The organism is Amycolatopsis thermalba (genome assembly GCF_003385215.1).
In the GTDB taxonomy this organism is placed as follows: domain Bacteria; phylum Actinomycetota; class Actinomycetes; order Mycobacteriales; family Pseudonocardiaceae; genus Amycolatopsis_E; species Amycolatopsis_E thermalba.
Window position 1 is genome coordinate 1 of the sequence record NZ_PQHW01000109.1, and the last position, 23643, is coordinate 23643.

The 23643-nt window shown below is 74.4% G+C and carries 22 protein-coding genes; 8 read left to right on the plus strand and 14 right to left on the minus strand.

What is annotated here, in order from left to right; translation table 11 throughout:
- Positions 1-232: 232 nt before the first annotated feature.
- Together D0D15_RS29840 and D0D15_RS36115 are read left to right on the plus strand one after the other, a co-directional pair.
- A complete protein-coding gene (locus D0D15_RS29840) occupies positions 233-1285 on the plus strand; it encodes a GIY-YIG nuclease family protein (RefSeq protein WP_158224427.1) in 1053 nt (350 codons plus the stop codon).
- Positions 1286-1425: 140 nt separating this feature from the next.
- Positions 1426-1563 (plus strand): hypothetical protein, encoded by a 138-nt coding sequence (locus tag D0D15_RS36115; protein ID WP_158224426.1) that lies wholly within the window; start codon positions 1426-1428, stop codon positions 1561-1563.
- A 554-nt stretch (positions 1564-2117) separates the two neighbouring features.
- Here D0D15_RS36115 and D0D15_RS29845 read toward each other — a convergent pair.
- The 11 genes from D0D15_RS29845 to D0D15_RS29895 all read right to left on the minus strand — a co-directional run bounded on the left by D0D15_RS29845 (position 2118) and on the right by D0D15_RS29895 (position 15153).
- Positions 2118-2483 carry a DsrE family protein gene (locus D0D15_RS29845; protein ID WP_094005498.1) on the minus strand — a complete coding sequence of 122 codons (366 nt, stop codon included), beginning with the start codon at positions 2481-2483 and terminating at the stop codon, positions 2118-2120.
- Between the two features lie 68 nt (positions 2484-2551).
- Positions 2552-4120, minus strand: coding sequence for an HD domain-containing phosphohydrolase (locus D0D15_RS29850; RefSeq protein WP_167481585.1), 1569 nt, complete (start codon positions 4118-4120; stop codon positions 2552-2554).
- Between the two features lie 35 nt (positions 4121-4155).
- Positions 4156-5721 carry a class I adenylate-forming enzyme family protein gene (locus tag D0D15_RS29855; protein WP_198958225.1) on the minus strand — a complete coding sequence of 522 codons (1566 nt, stop codon included), beginning with the start codon at positions 5719-5721 and terminating at the stop codon, positions 4156-4158.
- Positions 5718-7394 (minus strand): CoA transferase, encoded by a 1677-nt coding sequence (locus tag D0D15_RS29860; protein WP_233157263.1) that lies wholly within the window; start codon positions 7392-7394, stop codon positions 5718-5720. Before D0D15_RS29860 ends, D0D15_RS29855 begins: the two co-directional genes overlap by 4 nt.
- The gene (locus D0D15_RS29865) at positions 7391-8209 is read right to left on the minus strand and encodes a class I SAM-dependent methyltransferase (protein ID WP_115944927.1); all 819 of its coding nucleotides are present in this window, start codon (positions 8207-8209) and stop codon (positions 7391-7393) included. Before D0D15_RS29865 ends, D0D15_RS29860 begins: the two co-directional genes overlap by 4 nt.
- A 34-nt stretch (positions 8210-8243) precedes the next feature.
- Positions 8244-9839, minus strand: coding sequence for a class I adenylate-forming enzyme family protein (locus D0D15_RS29870; RefSeq protein WP_244214998.1), 1596 nt, complete (start codon positions 9837-9839; stop codon positions 8244-8246).
- Positions 9836-11173, minus strand: coding sequence for a protoporphyrinogen/coproporphyrinogen oxidase (locus tag D0D15_RS29875; RefSeq protein WP_115944928.1), 1338 nt, complete (start codon positions 11171-11173; stop codon positions 9836-9838). Before D0D15_RS29875 ends, D0D15_RS29870 begins: the two co-directional genes overlap by 4 nt.
- Positions 11170-12123, minus strand: a complete 954-nt coding sequence (locus D0D15_RS29880; protein ID WP_094005495.1) for a UbiA family prenyltransferase — start codon at positions 12121-12123, stop codon at positions 11170-11172. Before D0D15_RS29880 ends, D0D15_RS29875 begins: the two co-directional genes overlap by 4 nt.
- Entirely contained in the window at positions 12120-12791 is a 672-nt protein-coding gene (locus D0D15_RS29885; RefSeq protein WP_233157261.1) for a class I SAM-dependent methyltransferase, read from the minus strand. The genes D0D15_RS29880 and D0D15_RS29885 overlap by 4 nt, the downstream gene beginning before the upstream one ends.
- A gap of 26 nt (positions 12792-12817) precedes the next feature.
- Positions 12818-13963 carry a DegT/DnrJ/EryC1/StrS family aminotransferase gene (locus D0D15_RS29890; RefSeq protein WP_115944933.1) on the minus strand — a complete coding sequence of 382 codons (1146 nt, stop codon included), beginning with the start codon at positions 13961-13963 and terminating at the stop codon, positions 12818-12820.
- On the minus strand, positions 13960-15153 hold the full coding sequence (locus tag D0D15_RS29895) for a DegT/DnrJ/EryC1/StrS family aminotransferase (RefSeq protein ID WP_094005494.1): 1194 nt from the start codon (positions 15151-15153) through the stop codon (positions 13960-13962). The genes D0D15_RS29890 and D0D15_RS29895 overlap by 4 nt, the downstream gene beginning before the upstream one ends.
- Before the next feature lie 244 nt (positions 15154-15397).
- Here D0D15_RS29895 and D0D15_RS29900 point away from each other — a divergent pair, with 244 nt between their 5' ends.
- Genes D0D15_RS29900 through D0D15_RS29925 form a run of 6 tightly spaced genes read left to right on the plus strand, consistent with a single transcriptional unit; the run spans position 15398 to position 21010 of the window.
- Positions 15398-16477, plus strand: a complete 1080-nt coding sequence (locus D0D15_RS29900; RefSeq protein ID WP_158224425.1) for a Gfo/Idh/MocA family oxidoreductase — start codon at positions 15398-15400, stop codon at positions 16475-16477.
- The gene (locus D0D15_RS29905) at positions 16440-17330 is read left to right on the plus strand and encodes a sugar phosphate isomerase/epimerase family protein (protein WP_198958224.1); all 891 of its coding nucleotides are present in this window, start codon (positions 16440-16442) and stop codon (positions 17328-17330) included. Before D0D15_RS29900 ends, D0D15_RS29905 begins: the two co-directional genes overlap by 38 nt.
- Positions 17327-18610 (plus strand): M20/M25/M40 family metallo-hydrolase, encoded by a 1284-nt coding sequence (locus tag D0D15_RS29910; RefSeq protein WP_233157260.1) that lies wholly within the window; start codon positions 17327-17329, stop codon positions 18608-18610. Before D0D15_RS29905 ends, D0D15_RS29910 begins: the two co-directional genes overlap by 4 nt.
- Positions 18607-19680, plus strand: coding sequence for an Ldh family oxidoreductase (locus D0D15_RS29915; protein ID WP_094005492.1), 1074 nt, complete (start codon positions 18607-18609; stop codon positions 19678-19680). The genes D0D15_RS29910 and D0D15_RS29915 overlap by 4 nt, the downstream gene beginning before the upstream one ends.
- Positions 19680-20591: a Gfo/Idh/MocA family protein gene (locus D0D15_RS29920; protein WP_115944929.1), complete on the plus strand. Its 912-nt coding sequence runs from the start codon at positions 19680-19682 to the stop codon at positions 20589-20591. Before D0D15_RS29915 ends, D0D15_RS29920 begins: the two co-directional genes overlap by 1 nt.
- Positions 20588-21010, plus strand: a complete 423-nt coding sequence (locus tag D0D15_RS29925) for a DUF6917 domain-containing protein (protein ID WP_094005490.1) — start codon at positions 20588-20590, stop codon at positions 21008-21010. The genes D0D15_RS29920 and D0D15_RS29925 overlap by 4 nt, the downstream gene beginning before the upstream one ends.
- A 42-nt stretch (positions 21011-21052) precedes the next feature.
- On the opposite strand, the gene D0D15_RS29930 is transcribed toward D0D15_RS29925, so the two are convergent.
- The 3 genes from D0D15_RS29930 to D0D15_RS29940 all read right to left on the minus strand — a co-directional run bounded on the left by D0D15_RS29930 (position 21053) and on the right by D0D15_RS29940 (position 23252).
- Positions 21053-21577, minus strand: coding sequence for an EF-hand domain-containing protein (locus D0D15_RS29930; RefSeq protein WP_094005489.1), 525 nt, complete (start codon positions 21575-21577; stop codon positions 21053-21055).
- Between the two features lie 104 nt (positions 21578-21681).
- Complete coding sequence (locus D0D15_RS29935; protein WP_115944930.1) at positions 21682-22947, minus strand: nucleotide sugar dehydrogenase; 1266 nt, start codon at positions 22945-22947, stop codon at positions 21682-21684.
- On the minus strand, positions 22944-23252 hold the full coding sequence (locus D0D15_RS29940; RefSeq protein WP_244214999.1) for a hypothetical protein: 309 nt from the start codon (positions 23250-23252) through the stop codon (positions 22944-22946). Before D0D15_RS29940 ends, D0D15_RS29935 begins: the two co-directional genes overlap by 4 nt.
- Positions 23253-23643 lie beyond the last annotated feature (391 nt).

Here is a 23643-nt window from a genome sequence, read left to right on the forward strand (position 1 = left end):
GTGTCCTGGATCGAGACGAAGTACCACCGCAAACGCCGCCAACGCGCCCTGGGCAAGCTCACCCCAGCCGAGTTTGAGACCATCTACACGCCCGCAACAGCGGCCTGAAAACAGTCAGCCCCGGTGTGAACCGAAGTCTGGGCAGACCCGGGCTCCGCATCGCCGCTTCAACCTGGGCACGGCGTGCGCTGTTGACCAAGTGCGAACTGGAACCTACTGCATGAGGCATCCGGTGGAACTGCTCGTGCAACCGTCAGAAAATGTCAGCCCCTTCGGGCAGACTACGCGCATGGAAGGAAGCGACGTCGGGTTCGTGTATGTCTTGACCAATCCCGCGATGCCTGGGTTGGTCAAGATCGGTTTCACCACTGATCTGCCAGAGGACCGCGCCGCGGCTTTGTCACGCCATCCTGGCGTGCCGCTGTCCTTCACCGTCGAGTTCCGAGCGCTCACCACACGATGGCGGGCTCTCGAAAAGCTCGTCCACAGATACCTTGCTGACGCACGCGTCAACCCGAAGCGAGAATTCTTCCGTGTCCCCGTCGACCGGGCGATCGAGACTGTCCGGGAATGCGTCCTCGACATCGACGGCATCGATGCATGGGTCACGGGCGCCTCAAGCCGCCCGCACCTGATCGGCGACCCCCAGCGCATCAGCCTTGCCTTGGAAGCTGGAGACATCTTCGTCTTGTTGTCTCACTCGGGCCTATCGTCGTCGCACGGCTTCGGGTGGCAGCCAGTCGATGTGTGGCAAGCGCACGCGAACGGAGACCAATTGGAGATCATTCCTGCCGCGCGCGAGGGCGAGACCGCCGGGTTCAGCATCGGAGACGAGCTTGGCGCTCAGGACCCCGTCCCCCATCTGGACCGCGAGCGGAAGGTCAGCAACGGGGTACTGCTCGGCAGAGAGCGGCTCACTCCAGGCGACCGGGTGCTATGGCTGTCGGATTCCGGCAATGTGGTCGAGAAGTGCAAGAGCGTCCTGTTTGAGGCATTGGCCTATTGTCAGGTCGTTTACCGGAGCTGGACCCCTCAGCTGACGACGGACGGGCACCCTCTGCTTCTCAACATCCTCACGCGAGAACCGAGCCCGGCGATGGTCGCCGCATCACAACACGCGATCGCGCTTCCAGTCCCACGGGCATGGGCCCCACGGCCGACAGCCCAATCAGCTCCGATGGACCCAATCACGCCCGAGCGCTGGTTGCCCCAATTACGCCCACGCGCTCAACGGAAGAAGAAGTCTCAGCATCGTTCGACCCGCAACACACGACACGGCGCGTGAAAGCGGAACTCTCACGCCCGCGCTACCAACGCCGATCCACTGAGCGGGCGCCGAACGGGCTCCACACCCGACGTCACCCACGCGCACAGGCGCATGCGCATTGCCAAGGCTGCCCTGCGACCTGACCTCCCGTGCACCGCATGCCGGTCGGCCACGTGGAGCCGCGCTTCCTGCCCCCAGCTGGTCAAGCGGCTTCCCTACGCGACGATGCCATCGTCGACGCCTACTACGTCATGCTCGGCGCCGCCCTGCTCGAGCTGCAGATCTCGGCGAGGTAGAGGGCAGGAGCATAGCCAGCCCAGAATGGATGGCAGTGACACACATTCAGCAGGTTCTCCTGAATCTGCGCACCGGTCCGGCGCAGAACCTCTTGTTCGCCTACACTTGCTGGCGGGCCACGCCTGCCTTCGTGCACTGCTGACGACTATCGGGGTGCACGACCTCGCCGACGTGCCCGCCGCGCTCGCACTGCTCGCGTCCGTCGCGGTGATCGTCCGGCTGCTCGCCGTCGCCGTGCGGCACGTGTGGCAGACCCGCCGGCACCACACGCGGCCACCTCGCTCGTCCCCTGCGCACCGCCGATCCCACGCCGTTCTGCCGTCCCGACCTGGCCCAGCCGGCGCGGTGAGACGGTTGCTCCCAGGTGAGGGAGGCCGGCCTCAGACGGTTTCCCGTACTTCTCCGACGGGTTGGGTGCCGCCTTGATCGTGGTCAGCACTCTCAAGTCGACGGCGCGACCGCCGGCGGGTTTCTGCGCTGATTCCCCCGGCTGACCGCCGCGCCAAGCCGAACGCCGGCCCGGTCCCGCCGGGGACGCGGACGAGCCCGTGGCTCAGTAGCTGAACGTGGTGGCCGGCTCGTCGCCGATCCAGTTCCACATCGGGACCGTGCCGTTGAGCTCGGCGCCGCCGATCAACGTGTCGGGGTCCAGCTGCTTGGCGTTGAAGCAGATCGGGCAGACGAAGTACCGCCCGCCCGCGGTCTCGTACCGCTTGACCAGGTCGGCCAGCGGTGGGCAGCCGTCGCAGGCCACGCCGGTCGCGGTTTTCGGCACGGCGAGCCGGACCGCCTCCTTCGCCAGGAACATGAGCGTCTCGCGGCCGGTCTCGGCAGCGCCGACGGCGACCAGGAACGCGACGGTGACCTTTTCCGGATCTTCCAGTCCGGTGCTCAGGCTGATGACGGCTTTGCTGGGCATGGCCCCTCCTCGGAGTCGGATGAGGGCACGGTAGGAGGGGGCCGGCGCCGTGTCGTCGGGTGTTCTCCCTACAAATCGAGCGGGTCGAGCAAGCCGTTGCGCAGCGCGAACAGGGTCGCCGTCGCCCGCGAGGACGCCCCGGTCTTGGCGTAGATCCGCTCGATGTGGGTGCCCGCCGTCTTGCGGGAGATCCCCAGGCGCGCGGCCACGTCGCCGGTGGCGGCACCCCGCGCGATCAGGACGAGCACCTCCACCTCGCGCGGTGTCAGGCCCGCGGGCCCGGGGCGGCGGGCCTGACGCCCTTCGACACCCGCCGCGGTCAGCACGGCGTGGGCGGCGTCGGTGTCGAGACGTCCGGCCCGGACCTCGCTGCGGAGCACGCCGGCAGCCGCCTTCGCCGGGAGGGCCGGACGGTGCGCGCGCGGCTCGAGCATGGCCCGGTACGCGCAGGCCGCGGCCAGGATCCGCCCGGTCATCGGCACCGCGGCACCGCCGATTCCGCGGTGGTACCCGCTGCCGTCGTGGCGCTCGTGCGCGAGCGCCGCGACCGCGCCGATCCTGCCCAGCTTCGCGGGCCGGGCCAGCACGCGTTCGGTGTAGTACGCGCTGAGCCGGATCCGTTCCCACTCGGTGACCGACAGCGGCCCCGGCTTGCCGAGAACGGTCACCGGCACGCCGTGCAGACCGATGTCGTGGACGAGACCGGCCCGGTGCAGGACCGTCAGGTCCCGCGGCGGCAGCCCCATCACGCCGGCCGCCCGGCCGGCCAGTTCGCCGACCCCGCGGGAATGGCCGGCTCGCCAGCCGCTGCGCAGATCGGTGAAGTCGGCCAGCCCCTCCAGCGCGGCGTCGAGTTCCCGTTCGGACAACCGGCGGCACAGCGCCGGCTCCGCCGCGAGCACCCGCGGCACGTCCACGGTGTCGCCGAGCCCGTCCAGCAGTTCGCCGGCGTGCGCGCAGAACGCGTCGACGACGGCCGGCGCGAACTGACCACCCCGGCGCGCCCGGGCCACGCCGACCGCGGCGTCCACGCCGCCATGCCGGTGGTGCACCTCGGCCACGTCGGCCAACTGGAACAGCTGCACCAGCGGGGACACGTCGGTGGCGCCCACACCAGCCGGGACGCCGCGACCGTCCCACCGGGTGAAGAACTGGCGCAGGGCGGTGCCCACCTCGTGACCGAGGCCGAGCCGTTCCGCGAGCACCGCCGTGGTCAGACAGTGCGACTGGATCCCCCGCGCCACCCGGTTGCCGTTGGTGAGCATCAGCGTGGCGACGGCCCGGATCCGGCGTGGCGTGGCCTGGCCGGCGGCGGCGTGGCGGGCGAAGAACGCGGCCCCGGACAGCCCGGCGAGGTCGGCGTCGTAACTCCCGGCCCGGAAAGCGATGTCGTCACCGAAGGACGCCGCGACCTCCGGTGCGTCGGCGACGCAGCCCACCCACGACAGCATGGCGACGTAGAACAGCTCGTCGCGCCGCTCCCCCGCGACGCCGAGGCGGTCGGCCAGCCCCGTGGCGAGGCGCCACGCGCGCAGCAGGTGCTCCATGGGCTGCCCCAGGCCCAGGTCGGTCGCGAGCGAGAACGCCGCCAGCAACTCGGCCAGCGTGATCCCCGAATCGCGATCACGCTCCTCCATGTATGCAGGATAGAGCGCTGCCCGCCGGTTCGGGCTCAGCTCCGTCGCACGGTGCTCGGCTGCGAGGGCGCGGCCTGCGCCGCCGCGTGGGTGGTCAGCGTTCGGCGGCACACCTTGCCCGTGGGGGTCATCGGCAGTTCCGGGAGCACCAGCAGCGCTTCGGGTAGTTTGCGGCTCTCCAGGCCGTGCCGTTGCCGCAGGTAGCCGCTCAGCTCGGCCAGGTCCGGCGCCCGCGCGCCGGGCCTCGGGGTGATGCACGCGCACAGGCGCTCGCCGAGGTCGTCGTCCGGGATGGGGACGCATGCCGCCTCGGCGACGGCCGGGTGCGCGGCCACCAGCTCTTCGACCTCCGCCGGGCTGATCTTGTACCCGCCCCGGTTGACCACCCGCCGCAGGCGGCCGAGCACCGTGAGCCTGCCCTGCTCGTCGAGCACCCCGCGGTCGCCGGTGCGCACCCAGCCGCCGGGGCGGCGGTACCGGGCGTCGAGGTCCGGAGCGGCCACGTAGCACAGCGGTGTCATCGGCCCGAGCGCCCAGATCTCCCCCGCCTCACCGGCCGGCCGCGTGGTCCCGTCCGGGCCGGCGATCCGGATGGCGCACACCGCCGGATCGGGCCGGTTGCCGGCGGCCGAATGGCAGTTCACCCCGTCGGAGGACCCGTAGACGGTGATCACCGGGCACCCGAACCGCTCCCGGCAGGCGCGGGCGACCGGCTCCGGCAGCACGTCACCACTGGCGACCAGCGCACGCAGCCCACTCATCGCGGTGGCGGCCGGGTGCGCCGCCAGACGCCGCAGCATGGTGGGCACGCCGAACACGTGCGTCGGCCGGTGCTCGGCCATCATCCGCAGCGCCTCGCCCGCGTCGAACCGCGGCTGCACCAGCAGGGTGCCGCCCAGCGCGGCCACCGTCACCGGGACGCCGGCCGAGCCGAACGACGACGCCAGGGGCGCGAGCACGAAGTTGCGCACCGGTTCCGGCCCGGCGGCCAGCGCGCGCACGTACCGGGCCCGGCCGCCGGCGATCGCGTCGTGCGAGTAGGCGACCATCTTGGGCTCGGCCTCCGACCCCGACGAGACCATGATCCGCGCCGGCCACCCGGCATCCACGGCGGCGGGTTCGCCCCGCCCCGGCGTCGCCGCGCGCAGCTCGGTCATGGTCAGCAACACCTGCCCCGCCGGCCCGGCGACCGCGGCGTCACCGATCAGGCCCGCGGCACGGCTGCGGCCGAGCAGGCTGCGCAGTGTCCGGGCCGACCGGTCCGGGACGGGCAGGGCGACCGCGCCGATCGTCAGCACGGCCAGCTCGGCCACCACGGCGTCCACCCCGCCCGGCAGCGCGATCCCCACCACGTCCCGCTCGCCGAGCCCCGCGGCCCGCAGGCCGGCCGACACGACGCGCACGTCAGCGGCCAGCTCCGCGTACGTCACCGTCCCCGCGGGGTTGATCACCGCGGCCTGGTCCGGGTGGGCCCGCGCCTGCTCCCGGAACAGGGTGGCGAGGTCGCGGCCGGGGCACCAGCCGCGATCACGCCACTCCCGCCGCAGCGCCGCCGGCACGTGGTCGGTCAGGACGAGACCGGACCGCGAGACCCACCTCACCAGAACTCCCACGGCGGGCGCACCGACACCATCCGCCCGCCCGCCGCGTCCCCGGTGATCTCCAGCGCCTGCTCGAACCGCCAGTCGGCGGCGAGCTGCCGCAGGTCGGTGCACACCGGCACCGCGGGCAGCCCGGCCTCGGCGAGCTGCCGCAGGACCTCCGCGGTGGAGCGCTGCCGCGCCCCGCGGAGCACCGCCTGCCCCGCACCCAGCGCGGGCCGCGCGACGCGGGACAGCATCAGGTACCCGTCGGCCGTCCGCAGTGGACGGTCCAGGTCGGTCCACACGGGACGGACCGGGGACCGGGGCAGGGCGGCCGTGGCCGACAGCAGCGAGCTGTCCGTCCGGCTGCCGATCCCGGTCCGGATCCGGGTGTGCAGCGCGCCGAGCACGCCCAGCGCGCACACCAGCCCGCCGAGGAGGTCGGCGAGGGTGAGCAACGTGGGCGCCGGTGGCTCGCCCTGGGGGCGGATCGCGGCCGCCAGCCCGGACTGGGCCTGCACCACGTAGTCGGTGGCGATCTTCGGGCCCGCGCCGGGCTCCGGTCCCCACCCGCCGGCCGCGGCGTACACCAGCCCCGGGCGCACGCGGTTCAGGTCCGCGGCGTCGAGGCCGAGCGCCTGGGCCTTGCCCGGCGCCCAGTTGTGCAGGAACACGTCGGCGCCCGCGACGAGTTCGCACAGCCGCGCGCGGCCCGCCGCGGTCGTGAAGTCCGCCTCGGCCACCCGCTTGCCGTCGTTGATCGCGCGGAAGCGGGCGGAGCAGTCGCCGGCGAGCGGTGGCGGCCAGCGCAACGGGTCACCGCCCGGGGGTTCCACGCGCACCACGTCCGCGCCGAGCATCCGCAGCAGGTGCCCGGCCAGCGGCCCCTGCACGCGGCGGGCCGACTCCACGACCACGATGCCCTCCAGGGGCAGCTCCCGGGGCCGGTGGTAGCTCTGGCGGGAGGTTCCGGCCAGCGGCTCGAAGCGCCACGGCGCGGACTCCGGCGCCAGGCCGGGCGTTTCCCGGACCCGCATCACGACCACACCGCTGGCGGTGCCCGCGGCGAGCACCCGGGCGAACGGCCGGCCGGTGGCGATCTCGTGCAGCTCCGGGGGCAGCGGGCAGGTCGCGGTGCCGAAGCGCAGCTGGAACGGGGGCCAGCCGTGCCGGATCGCCTCCGGTCCGGCGCCGAGGATCCGCCAGAAGCGCTGCCACGGCTCGGCGTCGAGGGTTTCGATCTCGAAGCGCACCCCGTCGGCGGAGACGAACGGCGGCGGCAGGCCCGGCCCGGGCGCGGGGACCGCGTCCGCGGCGTTGTCGGCGGCCAGGTACTGGGCGGCGAGCAGCAGGGCCGCCTGGCTCGCCGAGGTGCGCACCGCGGTGAGCGGGAGCCCGCGTGCCCGCGCGATGAGCGCGGCGACCACGCCGTGCGCGGCGAGGATCCCGGCGACCGACGCGGCGACGTCCATCGCCAGCGGAACCGGGTGCCCGTCGCGCCTGCCGTGGATGTGCATCAGCCCGCACGCCGCCTGGACCCCGGCCTCGTCCACGAGGGGCAGGCGGACCGGCCCGGCCCACGTGACGTCCGCGGTCACCCCGGTGGGGGCGCAGCCGAGCTGCCGCAGCAGCCGCAGCAGGACGGCCGTGGCGGCGGGCGGAGCCGGCGACGTGGCACGCGTGACGGTCACGACGCCCGCCTGCCGTGGACCGAGTACATCACCGGCGACACCGCGCGGAACCCGGGATCGGTCATCACCCGCCGCACGTCCGCGAGGTGTTCCCCGGTCAGCCCGGCGGCGGCCAGCCGGTCGCGGAGGTGGTGGCTGGTGTGCAGGAGCAGCCGCAGGCCCGGCGATCCGGCGTGCCACACCGTCACCTCGGCGTGCACGTCGATCCCGGTGAGCCCGGCCGCGCGCATCTCCTCGGCGCGGTGGGCGCCGTAGCCGGGCTCGGCGCCGGCCGCGCGCATCACGGTGGCGACTGCGGCGCGGAACTCCTCGTAGCGTCGCCGGGCCGCCGGGCCGGGCGCGAGCAGGCAGGGCCCGTAGCCGGTGTCGAACTCGTCGATCTGCAGCCACCCGCCCGGCCGCAGCGCCCGGGCCAGCTTGCCCAGCACCGCGGCGCGCCGTGGCAGGTGCCGCAGGACGAGCCGCGCGTGCACGAGGTCGAACGCGGCCTCCGGCAGCGGGTCGGTGACGACGTCGTGCCGCTGGACCACCAGGCCCGCGGCGGTGCCGACGTGGCCCGGGTCGAGGTCGGTGGCGACGACGCCACCGGAGGGGGCGACCCGCGCGACCAGCCAGCGGGAGACGCTGCCGCCGCCCGCGCCCACGTCGAGGCACCGCCAGCCGGGGCCGGCACCGGTGGCCGCGAGCCGCCGGGTGGTCAGCGGGTCGTAGGCGGCGGCCAGCCACTGGTGCTGCCGGGCGCGCGGATCGTCGGTCCCGGTGGCCCCGGCGCCGGCGAAGACGTATCCGGCCGGGGTGTCGGCGCACGTGCTCATCCCACTCCCTTCACGAAGACGTGCACGGTTCGGATCAGGTCCAGCGGCCGGAGCCGGGCAGCGTGGCGCCGTCCTGCAGCTCGGCGAGGAGCGCGGACCGGCGCACCTTCCCGGTGGCGGTGCGGGGAACCTCGTCCCAGCGCAGCGCGACCGGCTCGCGCAGCGGCGGCAGGTCGCGCACGGCGGTGGCCCACGCGGCGCGGTCGAGCGCGCCGTCCTCGGTGACGGCCACCGGCAACGGGGGCCGGCCGCGGGTGGTGAGGACGACGCACTCGATGACCTCCGGCAGCCGGTCCGCCACCACGTCCTCGATCTCCAGGCAGCTCAGCACGCCGGCGTGGTCGACCTCGCGGTCCAGCAGGAGCAGGCTGCCGTCCCGGCGCCGGACCCCGATGTCGCCGGTGTTGAACCACCGCCCGTCGCGCTTGGCGGCCCAGCGGTCGTCCTCGCCGACGTAGCCGAGGCAGGTGGCGGCCGTGGCGGCCAGCACCAGGCCGGGCCGGCCGGCCGGTACCGGGCGCAGGGTCGCGGGATCGACGACCCGCAGCCGGGTGCGCCCGGGCACCGGGTGGCCGAGGTTGCGGGTGCCCGGGTGCCGCTCGCCGCGCTGCCGCACCGACCCGCGGGTGAAGAAGCGGAACGTGAGCGGGCCGGTCTCGCTCTGGCCCCAGCCCTGCATCCACAGTGGAGTCCGCCGTCCGGACGCGGCCAGGTAGTCCCGGACCGTCGGCGGGTGGATCGCGTCGAACGTGGACAGGTAGAGCCGCACGTTCCGGAACGCGTTGTCCAGCCGGGACAGCAGCGGCCGCAGCCGCAGGTAGTTCGCCGGGGTGGCCTCGACGATCGTCGGCGGCGCGGCCCGCAGCACCGGGTCGGCGGTGTCCGGGTCGGCGCCGGTGAGGATGCTGATCGAGCGGGGGCCGAGGCAGAACACGCTCGCCGTCCAGCAGAACGCCCGGCCGTGTGCCCAGGCGCCGGCGTTGGCCAGCACGTCGTCGCGGCGGGCCGCCAGCACCGGTACCCGCACGGCCTCGAACCGGGCGAGGGTGCCGATGACGGTCCGGGTGGAGTGCACCACCAGCTTGGGCACCCCGGTGGTGCCGGAGGTGTGCACGACGACCAGCGGGGCGTCCGGTTCGGGCCGCCGGGGCGGCGGGAGCGGCGTGCCGCGCACGTCGTCGGCGGACCGGGCGCCGGGCACCGGTTCGCCGAGCGCGAGCACCGTCCGGGCCAGGCCGCGGAGGTCGACGCCGGCTTCGGCGCAGCGCTGCAGGACGGCGGAACCGGCGAGCAGCACGGACGGCCGCAGGCGGTGCAGCAGGGTCGCCAGCGACGGGGCGTCGAGGTTGCCGGCGATCTGCGCGGGCACCGCGCCGAGCCGGATCGCCCCGCAGGCCAGCAGGACGTAGTCCCAGTGGTTGTCCTTGACGATCGCGACCGGATCGCCCGGCCGCGCCCCGGCGGCGTGCCACCAGGCGGACACCTCGCGCACCAGTCCGGCGAGCGCGGGGACGTCGTAGCTGGTGCCGCCCTCCGGCGCGATGTCGAACGGGCGGTCCAGCCGGACGGTGGTGGGGATGGCGTGCTCCGCGCACTCGTCGAACAGCACGCCCATGTCGTAGGGCTTCATACCCGGGCCTCCCGCCGGTTCCGGGCGAGCAGGGACCGGACCCGGGCGGAGGCGAGCGCGGCCGCCCGGACGGCGCCCTCGCTGCTGGGCCGCAGCAGGACCCAGTCACCGGCGTAGTCGACCAGGCCGACCGGCCGGTCCGCGAACGCCGCGCGCAGCCGCAGCGCCGCCGGGGGCGCTTCCGGCAGGCCGTGCCGGAAGCGGTGCACGAGCGTGGTCGTGGTGGCCGCCGTGATGCCGGGCAGGTAGCGCTCGGCGGCCGCGACGAGCCGTCCGGCGACCGCGGCGTCCGGTTCGGACAGCAGACCGGGGACCGCGGCGGGGGCGGCGATCAGGCTGATCAGCCCGCGTCCCGCCGGAACGCGGCCGGGGTGCTTCGCGTGATCGACGACGAGCCCGGCGAGCAGGGCGTCCTCGCCGGCCGCGGCGCGCAGCGCGTACAGCGGCACCGGTGACCGGGGTGCGAGCGGCCGGTCGAGGAGGCAGGCGACCTTCAGGACCGGGGCGAACGTGCAGGCGCGCAGGAACGCGCGCTCCGGCTCGGGGGCGGTGGGATACAGCGGCGCGGCGACCGGTGCGGGCACGCACAGGACGACGGACGCCGCGCTCAGGTCTCCGCGATCGGTCACGATGCGCGCGCGGTGCCCGTCGGCGGCCACCTCGCGCACGGCGCACCCGGTCTCGACCGGCACGCCTCCCGCGAGGCGACGGGCCAGCGAGTCCATGCCGTCCCGGTAGGTGCGCCAGCACGAGACGCTCCCGACCTCGTTCATCAGCGCCACCATCGGCGCGGCGCACGACCGGCGCGTGTCCCAGCCGAAGAAGGCGGACGCGACGGGCGCCAGCAGGTGGTCGTGCAGATCCGGGTGGTACCGGGCGGCCATCTCGGCCACGGTGGCGGTGCCCAGCGGGGTCCGCTCGGGCTGGTCGGGATCGAACGCCGCCCGCCCGCGGGCCAGGCCCAGCTGGAAGCGCGCCAGGTCCAGCCGCGCGCGCCGGGACAGTCCGGCTCCGGTCACGACGGCCCGCGGGTCGGCCACGCCGGGGTGCGCGCGGCCGTCGCGCCACACGCCGATCGCGTGGCCGATCTCCGGCACCTCCGCCGGGGTGAACCCGGTGCGCCGCAGCAGTTCCCAGGTGGCCCGGTAGCCGCGCGCGGAGATCTGTTCCGCGCCTTCGTCGATGACGAACCCGGCGTGCCGGGTGGTGGCCATGCGGCCGCCCACCCGGTGCCCGGCCTCCAGGACCCGCACGTCCGCTCCGGTGGTGGCGAGCTCGTGCGCCACGGTGAGCCCGGCGATTCCGGCGCCCACCACCACGACGTCGGCGCTCACGCCGCGGTCCCCACGAGCAGCACGGAGGCGGCGATCAGCAGCACGGTGCTCACCCGGTGGATGGTGAAGCCCATCCGGCGGGCGCGCATGATGTCGCCGCGGCGGAAGCCCGTGTACCACTGGGCGGCGCGCAGCACGGTCACGGGCAGCATCAACGGCACGAACCACCACGGGGCGAACCCGGCGACGGTGGCGGTCAGCACGATGGCGAACTCGGCGGCGGACAGCGCGCCGATGAACACCGCGTTGGCCGTCGGCGAGACCAGCGCCGCCACGGTGGGCCGGCCGATGCCCCGGTCGCCCTCGATGTCGTTGGTGTTGGAGTACACCCCGAACAGCAGCGGGCCGAGGCCGAACAGCAGCGCCTGCGTCACCACGAACGCGGAGGCTCCCCCGGTGGCCAGCGCGTAGGGGGCGAGCACCAGCGCCCAGCCCAGCGCCGCGACGAACAGTTCCTGGAACCCGTGGTAGCTGAGCTTGATCCCGTAGGAGTACTGCAGCGAGATCACGAACAGCACGGCGATCGCGACGACCAGCCACACCGGGCGGTGCGGGGCCAGCGCGACGGCCACCGTCCACAACAGACCGCCCGCGGCCGCGGCGGCGGTGGCGAATCCGGCGACCTCCCGTTCGGTGAGGGTGCCGGCCACCAGGGGCTTGCGGAGCTTGCGCCGCAGCGGCGCGTCGGGTGCGTAGTTGGCGATGTCGCTGCCGTCGCGGTACCCGGTGAGGTCGTCGAGCGCGACCAGCGCGGCCAGCACGCAGACCTCGCCGAGGCCGAAGGCCAGCAGCATCGGCAGCACGCCCAGGTCCAGCCGCCCGGCCTGCGCCGACACCGCGGCCAGCACCAGCGGCACGCTCAGGTAGTAGTCGAAGACGTCCAGCTTGGCCAGCCGGGCGTAGCTGCGCAGCTTCGGTTCCGGCCGGAGCACCACCGCGTCGGCCGTCATCGCGCACCGGTCCGGATCAGCGCGGCCGCGGACAGGTCGCCGCCGTAGTCCAGCTCCTCGCGGCACCGCAGCCGCCCGCCGGGGATGAGCGCGACGTACTCCTCCATCGGCCGCAGCCGGGACCACCGGCTCACCGGGACGCGGGCGTGCTCGTACTCGACCAGCACGACGTACCGGGCGGCCGTGCCCAGGGCCTGGCAGGCGGCCGCGAGCCGCGCCGGATCCAGCACGTGCATGAGTACCCACACGCACACCGCCGCGTCGAATTCGCCGGGACGGGCCTGGAACTCCTCGATCCGCTGCCTGCGGAAGTCCACTGTGTCCTGTCCCGCGCAGTTCCGCCGCGCCGCGTCGAGCATTTCGGCGGTCATGTCGATCGCCGTGAGGTGCTCGGTGCGCGCAGCGATGTGCGGGGTGAGCCTGCCGACCCCGCACCCGACCTCCAGGCCGCGCCGCAGCGGGCGGCCGAGTTCGGCGGCCGCCCGGTCGAGCAGGGCGCCGACGAGCGCGCGGGTGGCGGCGGTGACCTCGGCGTTGAGGTGGCCGGGCTGCGAGGCGCGCATGACGCGGGCGAGCCCGTCGCGGCCGGCGCGGCGGCGCCATTCCTCGCCGATCTCGTCGTCGGTCAGGGACGTGCCGTCCTGGGGGCGGGCGGGCACAACGCTCATCGGGGTTCTCGCTTTCGGGGTCGGGCTCAGCGGGCGGCGGCCGCGCGGGGCATCGCGAACTCGCACACGGCGTCGGCGACGCCGGTGACCTGCTCGTCGGTGAGGTTCGGGTGGATCGGCAGCGCGAGGATGCGGTCGCACGCGTGCTCGGCGTGCGGCCAGCGCGCCCCGGGCGGGGCGAACGGCGCGAACGGCGGCTGGTGCGGCAGGGGCCGCCGGTAGTAGACGTGGGTCTGGATGCCCTGCTCGCCGACGTGGGCGGCGAGCTCGTCGCGCCGTTCGGCGAGCAGGCAGTAGACGTAGTAGCAGCGCCCCTCGCGGCCGGGCGGCGGGGGCACGACACCGCGCTCAGCCAGTGGCGTGAAGCGTCCGGTGTAGTACGCGGCGATCTCGGCCCGCCGGTCGAGGCGGGCGGCCAGTCCCGGGAAGCGGTGCAGCTGGAACGCGGCCTGGATCTCGTCGAAGCGGCTGTTGTACCCGATGCGGTGGTGCAGGAAGCGGTTCACGCCGTCCTGGCCGTGGTTGCGCAGCATCCGCACCGTCCGGCCGAGCCCGGGATCACCGGTGACGACGACGCCGCCCTCCCCCGGCATCCCGAACGTCTTCACCTGGACGAACGAGAACAGGCCGGCGTCACCCCAGGTGCCCGCGGGCCGGCCGGCCAGCACCCCGCCCTGGGCCACCGCCGAGTCCTCGATCAGCCGGACACCGTGCGCCCGGGCGACCTCCCGCAGGCGCGGCATGTCGGCCATGACGGAGAACATGTGCGCGGGCACGATCGCCTTCGTCCGGTGCGTGACGAGCCGGCCGGCCTCGTCCGGGTCGACGACCATGGTGTGCGGCCGGATGTCGGCGAACACCGGTGTCGCGCCGAGGTTGACCACGGTCTCGGCCAGCGGGGCGCAGCCGAAGGCGGGCACCACGACCTCGTCGCCGGGCCCGATGTCCATCGCGTGCAGGATCAGCGTCAGGGCCGAGGTGCCGCTGCCGCACGCGATCACGTCGGCGCAGCCGAGTTCCGCGCGCAGCAGCCGTTCCAGCCGGGCGGTGTGCTCGCCGAGGATGAACCGCTGCTCCGGCGCGATCCCGATCTCGCGCACCAGCCGCAGCAGCACCGCGCGATCGGCCTCGAACAGGTCGGGGGCGAAGAACGGCACCCGGTAGCCGGTCATGCGCACCGCCCCTCGTAGAACTCGCCGATCGCCGCGCACACCTGCTCGACCTGCTCCACGCGCAGGTCCGGGTACAGGGGCAGGGCCAGGGCCCGGCGGCAGGCCGCCTCCGCGTGCGGGAAGTCGCCTTCCCGGTGCCCGAGCTCGGCGAAGCACGGCTGCAGGTGCAGCGGACGCGGGTAGTAGGTCTCGGTGCCGATGCCCCGCGCGGCGAGGAAGGCGGCCAGTTCGTCGCGCCGTTGCGCCTCGACGAGGTAGACGTAGTACACGGACTCGTCGCCGGGCCCGTCCCGGACCACCTCGGGACAGCGGATTCCGGGCACGTGCGCCAGGCGTTCGGCGTAGGCCGCGGCGAGTTCCGCGCGCCGGTCGATGTCGGCCTCCAGCCGGGTGAGCTTCGCCAGCAGCACCGCCGCCTGGATGTCGTCCATCTTGCTGTTGACGCCGCTGAGTTCGGTGGTGTTGGCGATGCCCGGGAAGTGGCCGAGAGTCTGCCCGCCGCGGCCGTGGTGCCGCAGCGCCGCGGTCCGCCGCGCGATCTCCGGGTCGGCGGTGAGCACCGCGCCGGCGTCCCCCAGCGCTCCCAGCGTCTTGCTCGGGAAGAAGGACAGCACACCGCCCGCGCCGTGCAGTCCCGCGTGCACCCCGCCCTGCCGCATGCCGATGGCTTCGGCGCTGTCCTCGACGACGGTGAGCCCGTGGCGGGCGGCGACGGCGGTGATCGCGGCCATGTCGGCCATCTGGCAGAACAGGTGCACCGGCATCGCGAACCGCACGTCCCGGTCCGCCACGGCGGCCAGGGATTCGCCGGTCATCGCGTAGGTCCGCGGGTCGACGTCGGTGAACACCGGCCGCCCGCCGGCCAGCACGACGGCCGACGCGGTCGCGACGAACGACATCGCGGGCACGGCGACCCGGTCGCCGGGGCGCAGCCCGGCCGCCCGCAGCAGCAGCACCAGCGCGTCGGTCCCGCTGTTGACGCCGATCACGTGCGGCGCGCCGGTGTAGCCGGCGAGCTCGCGTTCGAGCGCCGCCACGCTCGCGCCGTGGGAGAACTTGCCGTTGTCGAAGACCGCCTCGATGTTGTCGTTGATCCGGGGCCACAGCCGGTCGAAAGTGCCGGCCTGGGAGAAGAACGGAATTCGAGTACCAGCGGTCTTCGGTGACTCAGCGTATCTGGAATGCGGCATTCGGCCAGTCCCCTCGGGCAGGCGGATCACGTGTGCTGCCAACGAAGGCGACCGTAGTCGAGCGGGTGGGGCACCGGAAGGACCTGAACCCGAAGGCCGCGTTCATTTCACCCTATGTAGCCACAGGACCGGCGCGCGGTTGACGGGATTCCGGTCGTGCAGCAGCATCGGCTTCCGGCCACAGTGGACGGCCCGAGCCGGGAGACCCACGGTCGGCGAAAGTCCCTCCGAGACGAGGAAAACCATGGCACTGCACACGTTCGTGGTCGGTTTCGGCCGCGCGGGCGGCGGTCTGCACCTGCCGGTGGTCCGCAAACTCCGCGCGGACGCGCGGGCCGCGGAAGTGCTGGGCACGGCACCGATCGTGGTGTTCGACCCCGCCACGCCTCCGCGGCACACGGACGATGTGCTCGCCGTGCCGTCCATCGCCGCCGCGGGGGAACTCCTGGACCCGCGGCGGACCGTCGTCCACGTCTGCGTGCCCCCGCGGGAACGGCCGGCGGTCGTGCGGCGGCTGGCCCGGGCCGGTTTCACCAAGGTGGTGCTGGAAAAACCACTCGCCTGCCACCGCGCGCACGCCGACGACATCGCCGGCACGGTGCTCCGGCACGGGATGGACGCCGTCGTCGTCGCGCACTGGCACAGCGCCCGCCTCACCGCGCGGTTGGCTCGCCTGATCCGCTCCGGCGACCACGGCCCGCTGCGCGCCATCACCCTGCGCCAGCACAAACCCCGGCTCGAGCGGTCACTGCGCGCCGGGGCGGGCGACACCGCCTTCGACGTCGAGGTGCCCCACGGGCTCGGCCTGGCCCTGTCCCTGGCCGGCCCGGCCTCGCTCACCGGCGCCTCCTGCACCGCGGCGCGCTGCGACGGCAGGCGCCTGCCCTGGCTCGGCTCGGCGGAGCTGGTGCTGCGCCACGACAGCGGGGTGCGCACCCACCTGGCCTCCGATCTCACCGCGCCGATCCGCCAGCGCAGCATCACGCTGCGGTTCGACGACGCGACGGTCACCGGCCACTACCCGGTCAGCGCCGAGGACTCCCACGCGCGGCTGACCGTGCGCGGGCGCGCCGGGCGCTCCCAGGAGGTGTTCCGCGACGACGCGCTGACCGCCTTTCTCGGCGCGGCCTACCGGTACTTCGCCGGGCTGGGCGCCCCTCCCGAGGGCGCGGACCTCGGCCGTCACGCGGAGATCGTCCGGATCCTCACCGAAGCCAAGGAACGCTGCGGCGTGCCCGGTCCCCCGCCGGATCCCCGGATCGAGATGCCCAGAACGGAGACACACTGTGCCACTTCGGCAGCAGGCCACGACACCGTCGTCTGAACCGGTGCGCCTGGCGGGCATCGGCGACGAGGCCGCCCCGGACATCGCCGGGCAGGTGGCGGCCGTGCGCCGCCTCGGCTGGACGGCGCTGGAGCTGCGCACCGTCGACGGCATCCCGGTCGCCGCCCTGGACGCCCAGCGGGTGCGGTCGATCCGGGGCGAGCTGGACCGCGCCGGGATCCACGTCGTGTGCCTCGATTCGCGTATCGGCGGCTGGGCCCGCCCGGTCAGCACCGGGTTCGCCACCGACCTGGCCGAACTCGACACCCTGATCGGGCACGGCGCGATCCTCGGCGTGCGCGCCATCCGGATCATGTCCTACCCCAACGACGGGCTGCCGGAAACCCGCTGGCGCGCCACCGTCGTCGACCGCGTCCGCCGGCTCACCGACCGCGCGGCCGGGGCCGGCTTCGTGCTGCTGCACGAGAACTGTTCCGGCTGGGCCGGGCAGTCGGCCGAGCGCGCGCTCGACCTGCTGGCCGCGGTCGGCAACCCCGCGCTGCGGCTGCTGTTCGACACGGGCAACGGCGTCGCCCACGGCTACGACGGGCTGTCGATGCTCGCCGAGCTGGTGCCCCACGTCGCCCACGTGCACGTCAAGGACGGCGTGGCCACCCCGGAGGGGCCGCGGTTCACGCTGCCCGGCGACGGCGACGCGCGGGTCGCCGACTGCCTGCGCCTGCTGCTGGACCACGGCTACCGCGGCGCGGTGTCGCTGGAACCGCACCTGGCGGTGGCCCCGCACGCGGGGCGGGTCGTCGCCGGCGCGGACGGCGTGGCCCGCTTCGTCGAGGCGGGACGCCGCCTCGACGCGCTGGTCCACGAGCCGGCCCGGCGGGCGGTGGCGGGGTGACGGCGGCGCCGAGCACCGCGCCGCCGCTCACCGCGCGGGACACCGAACTGCTGCTGACCCTGCTGCGGCTGCCCACGGTGAGCCCGCTGGAGGCGCCCGGTGAGCAGCCGATGCTGTGGGAGGCGCAGCGGGTCTACGCGGCCGTCGCACGGGAGTCCGGGTTCCGGGTGCTGCACCACGGCAGCGCCGATCCGGCCGTGCTGCGGCGCGACGACGTGCCGCGGGCCGTCCGCGGTCGTCCGGCGGAGTTCCTGGCCACCCAGCCGAACCTGGTCCTGCGGCTCGGTCCCGCGCTGCCCCGGTCCGCGACCGTCATGTTCAACGTGCACTTCGACACCGTCGCCGGCGCACCGCCGGTGACCTTCGACGGCCACCGGGTCACCGGCCGCGGCGCGGTGGACGCCAAGGGACAGGCCGTGGCCGTGCTGGCCGGGATCCGGGCGGCGCGCGCCGCCGACCCGCGCATCGGCCGCGACGTCGCGGTGCTCGTCCAGGCCGTGTCCGGCGAAGAGGGCGGCGCCCTGGGCTGTTTCGGTACGCGCCCGCTGGTGGAGGCGGGGTACGTGGGGCGGCTCAACGTCTTCTGCGAGCCGACCGGGTCCCGTTACCTGTGCCGCGCGACGGCGTCGATGACCGCGGAGCTGCGCGTCGCCGGCCTGGACACGATCGACGACCGGCCGGGTGCCGGGCACAACGCCACCGTCCTGCTGGGTTTCCTCGCCCAGCACCTGGCGGGTGCGGTCGCGGGCGAGCCAGGGGCGGCGGTGTGCGTGGCCGGGTTGCACACCGGTGACCAGCACAACCGGGTCTACGGGACGGGCCGGCTGCTGCTCAACATCGGTTATCCGTCCGTCCACACGGGACGGCGGCTGGAGGGCGCGGTGGAGCGGGCCGTGCGTGGCGGGCTGGCGGAGTTCCGGTCGCGGTTCGCCGCGCTGCCCGCGCTGGCCCGGACCGCCGTGGACGCCGCCGCGATCACGACCCTGGTCTGGCACAAGCGCCGGCTGCCCTGCCTGGCGCAGGACGAGACCGCGGTCGCCGCCCTGTGCCGGGCCGCCGGGCTGGCCCCCTGGCCGGCCGCGGATCCGGCGTTCACCTGCGACGCCATCTGGATGGACGGGGTTCCCGGCGCCGCGACCGTCGTGCTCGGCGCCGGCTCGCTGGACGCCAACCACGCCCACGCCGACGGCGAATACGCCGAGCTGGCCGATCTGGCCGGGTTCGCCGGTGCCGTCGCCCGCCTGCTGACCTGCTTCGCCGACGAGGAGACCACCCCGTGACCGTGACCGTCCCCTACTCCGCGCTGCGCACCTTCGTCACCGGGCAGTTCACCGCGCACGGCGTGCCGCCTCGGCGAGCCGCGCTCGCCGCCGACGCCCTGTGCCACGGCGACCTGACCGGGGCCGGCTCGCACGGCGTGTTCAACCTCGCCCGGCTGTACCTGCCCCTGCTGCGCGACGGGCGGGCCGACCCGGCCGCGGAGCCGCGCGCGGTGCGGGACACCGGCCCGTGCGTCCTGCTGGACGCCTGCCGCGCGCTGGGCCTGTGGTCGGCCGCGGAAGCGATGGACCTCGCGGTCGTGCGGGCACGGCGGTACGGCGTCGGCCTGGTGTCGGTCCGGGGCGGCACGCACCTCGGCTGCGCCGGTTTCGCCGCGTTGCGCGCCGCTTCGCGCGGCATGGTCGGCGTCGTGGCGAGCAACTGCGGCGGGCAGCGCATCGCCCGGCCACCGGGCGGCGCGGTGGCGATGCTCGGCACCAACCCGCTCGCCGTGGCCGCGCCCGCGGTCGAGGACCACCCGTTCCTGCTCGACATGAGCACGACGGTGGTGCCGACCGGCCGGGTGCGGCTGGCGGCGGCCGCCGGTGAGCCCGTCCCGGCCGGCTGGCTCGCCGACGACTCCGGGCGCGAGGTCACCGACCCGGCCGCCTTCGACCGTGGCGAGGCGCACCTGCGCTGGCTCGGCGGCACCCCCGAGCTGGGTGTCTACAAGGGATTCGGCCTGGGCCTGGTGGTCGAGCTGCTGGCCGCCGCGGTGTCCGGGGCCGGGCTCGGCCCCGGTCCCGCCGCGCTGCGGGGCGATGGCCGGCCCTCCGGACGCGACGACGACATCGGCTTCCTGCTGATGGCGGTCGCTCCCCTGCACACCGGGTTCGGCGAGACGGCGCGGTCGCTGTTCGGCGCCCTGCTGGCCTGTCCGCCCGCCGACCCGTCGGCGCCGGTGCGCTACCCCGGCTGGCCGGAGGCGGAGCGGGCGCGGCGCCGCCGCCGCGAGGGGGTCCCCCTGCCCGGTCCCGTGTACGACGAGCTCGCCGCGCTCGGGTTCGGCCGGGTGGCGGTGACCGGCTGATGCGGCTGGGCGTGGTCGGCCTCGGCGTGATCTCCAAGTTCTACCTCGCCGCGGCGCGCCGGCGGCCGGACGTGACCCTCGCCGCGGTGTGCGACCTGCGCGCCGCCGCGCTCGAACCGCACGCGGGTGTGGTGGGCACCTACCGGGACCACCGGGCGATGCTGCGCGAGGCCGGGCTGGACGGTGTCGTGGTGACCACGCCGAACGACACCCACGCGCCGGTGTGCCGGGACGCGCTGGCCGCCGGTGTCGCGGTGTGCGTGGAGAAACCGCTCGCCCACCGGCTCGCCGACGGCCGCGACCTGCAGCGGGCGGCGCGCGCCACCGGGGTCCCCCTGTTCACCGCGTTCCACCGGCGCTACAACTCGGCGGTGACGGCGCTGCGGGCCGGGCTGTCCGGCGGCCCGGCGGTGTCGGGGCTGACAGTCCGCTACTGGGAGCGGATCGAGGACCACGTCGGCGCGGACCGCTGGTACCTCGATCCGCGCCGCTGCGGCGGGGGCTGCGTCGCCGACAACGGGCCCAACGCCTTCGACCTGGTCCGGCTCCTGCTCGGCGAGGTCACCGTCACCGGCGCCGGCATCCGGCGGGACGCGCGCGGGATCGACCGCGCGGCGCGCGTCGAGCTGCGCAGCCGGGACGGTGTTCCCGCCGTGGTCGAGCTGGACTGGTCCTACCCCGGCGAGGTGAAGGACGTCGAAGTCCGGCTGCGCGACGGCACGGTGCGGCGCGCCGACATGCTGGCCGGGCACCCGGGGTTCAAGGAGTCGCTGTGGCACGAGTACGCCGGGGTCCTCGGCGCGTTCACCGCGGCGGTGGCGGGCGGCTCCCGCGACGACGGCGGGCTGGCCGCGCTCGAGCTCGTCGAGCAGACCTACCATCGCGCGAACCGGTACCAGGAGGCACCATGACCGATCCACGGGACGAGAACGGTCCGAAGAGGACAGTGCAGGGCAGGCTGGTGAAGGTGCTGCGCCACCGCCGGGACGAGCGTGGCATGTCGCTGGAACCCCACACCGCGCGGTGCGTCCGCGAGGGTGAGGTGCACGAGCTGGTGACGACCGACCACACGGAAACGGCCCCCGGCAGCCGGATCGACCGCGTCGGTTTCCTCGGCTTCGCCGAACTCACCTGCGGCGGCGTGATCGACCGGGACGACCCGGTGTGGATCGGCGAGCGGCTGGTGGGCCGGGTGCTCGGCTTCGACTCCTGCCACTTCCCCAACCACTACAACATCCTCATCCACGTGCCCAGCCCGCTGACCGGGACCGAGCTGGGACTGCGCCCGGAGCTGCCGGTGCGCTTCGGCTCCGGCGAGGCGGGCACGTGATCCGGCCGGGACGCGGGTCCCGGCCGGACCGTCCGCGGCCGCTCAGCCCAGCAGAGCGACGTCCAGCTCACCGAAGTGGAACTTGCGCACGGCGCCGAGCAGTTCGTCGGCGGACAGCTCGCCGCTGTGGTCGGCGTCGATCCGGTCGAACGCCGATTTGGCCTGGGAATCCGGCACTCCCACGGCGGTGAGCCACACCGCGAACTCCTCGCGGCTGATCTTGCCGTCGGCGTTCTTGTCGCACAGGCCGACGATCGCCTGCACGACCGGGCGCATCAACCGGTTGAACCCGGACTCGCCCTCCTGGAAGATCAGCTTCTCGGTCGCCTGCATGAACTGCTGCTCGGTGATCTGCTGCGAGCCCGACTGCTGCACCAGGTAGTCGTGCAGCCCCCGGAACGACTCCGCCAGCGCCTTTCCCGCGCCGGTGCCGGTCGAGGAACCGAACGCGCGGGCGATGCGCTCGGCCTCCTGCTCGAAGTCGGAGCGGTCGAGCACGCCGTCGGAGTTGGCGTCCCACTTGTCGAATCGTTGTTTGAGCCTGTTGTCCACCACGGGTGCGCCCATGTCGATGCACTTCCTTCCTCGGTTTTTCGCGACAGCCACCGGCGGGGCGCCGGTGGCCGCTCGTCCGGTCCACACCGGACGGAGTGTGGTTCGGCCCGGGCGGCTCAGAGCCGCCGGACCCGCTCGCCGGCCACCTTTCCCCTGGTGTCCAGCAACAGCCGGGCGTGCCGGGCGAGCATGGCGGGCCGGTAGGCGCGGTGGTCCTGCAGGAGCACCGCGAGGTCCGCGGCCGCGAGCGCCCCGGGCAGGTCCCGGGCGCGCGGCACGCCTACGCCGTCCACCGCGTAGGCGGGCACCAGCGGGTCGTGGTAGCTCACGACGGCACCGTGGTCCCGCAACCGCCGCACCAGCGGCGCCGCGGGTGACTCCCGGGTGTCGGGCACGTCCGGTTTGTAGGCGACGCCCAGCAGCAGCACGCGCGCCCCGCGCACCGGCACCCCGCGCTCGGCGAGCATGGCCCGCGCGCGGTCCGCGACGTAGCCGGGCATCAGGCGATTGGCCCGCTGCGCCGCCGCCAGCACGCCGAAGGTGAACCCGTCGGCCGCCGCCCGCTCGGCGAGGTAGACCGGGTCGACCGGGATGCAGTGACCGCCGACGCCCGGCCCCGGCGTGAAGGACGCGAACCCGAACGGTTTGGTGCCGGCGCAGTGGATCACGTCCCACACGTCGACCCCGATGCCCGCGCAGTACCGCGCGAACTCGTTGACGAGCGCGATGTTGACGTAGCGGTAGGTGTTCTCCAGCAGCTTGGCCAGTTCCGCCTCGCGCGTGCCCTTCGCCACCACCACCTCGTCGACGAACCGGCCGTAGAACGTGGCGCAGTGCTTGGCGCACAACGGGGTGCAGCCGCTGACGATCTTCGGGGTGTTGCCGATGCCGAAGCGCGGGTTGCCCGGATCCACCCGCTCCGGGGAGTACCCGAGGTGGAAGTCCTCGCCGGCGACGAGCCCGCTCCGCTGCTCGAGCACCGGCCGGACGAGTTCCTCGGTGGTCCCGGGGCGGGTGGTCGATTCGAGCACCACGAGCATCCCGGGGCGCAGCCGGGCGGCGACGGTCCCGGCTGGCGCCCGGACGGCGCCGAGGTCGGGGCCGCCGTCGCCGTCCAGCCCGGTGGGCACGCAGATCACCACCACGTCCGCGTCGGCGAGGATCCGCGGGTCGGCCGAGGCCCGGAAGCCCGCGGCGCGCAGGGCGCGCACGGCGGCGTCCGATACGTCGGGCACGTGCGAACGGCCCGCGTTGAGCCGGGCCACCACGGCGGGGTCGGTGTCGAACCCGGCCGTGGACAGGCCCGCGGTGTGCGCCTGCCACAGCAACGGCAGGCCGGTGTACCCGACGCCGACGACGGCGAGGTCCACGCGCCGGCTCATTCGACCGAGAAGCTACCGGTCAACGGGGCCACGTGGGTGCCGAATCCGGGTTGCACGATCAGGCTCGGCGTCAGGCACAGCGGATCACCGTAGGTCCGCACCGTCGCGTCGGTCAGGTTGACCAGCACGTGCGAGGCCACTGGCAGCTTGTGACAGCCGCTCGGGTCCTCGTAAACGGTGAGCTGCTGGAATTCGGTTTCGAAAACGACGACCCGGCCGGTCGGCGCGGCCGCGGTCCCGGCCCCGGAAATGACCGCCGGAATAGCCAGCGCCACTGCCGCGGCAGCCATGACAATGCGACGCATGAATTGTCCTTTCCCATTGCGGAACCTTCGCCGTGGAGCGTATCCAGCGAATTTCTGCGGCGTAAGACGCGGACCGGGGGTCGGCACTGGACGAGTGAGCAGATCAGTTCGACCGGGTCCGCGGCACTCGCGGTCACTCACCGACCGCCATCGCCTTTTCCCGGTGGTGGGAGCGCGCGGTCCGGGCGGCACGCCACCCCGCACCGTCGATCACGCTCCGTCACTACCCGCGGGGCCGCACCGCGCCGGAGAGCGCGCCGACGGTGACGGTCATGACCAGCACCCCCAGCACCGCGATCACCGCCGCGGTGCGGGCCGGTGCCGCGAGGGGACCGGTGTTGTCCCGCCGCGTGGCCACCACCGCGGGCTGACGGGGCGGCGGTGGTGGCCA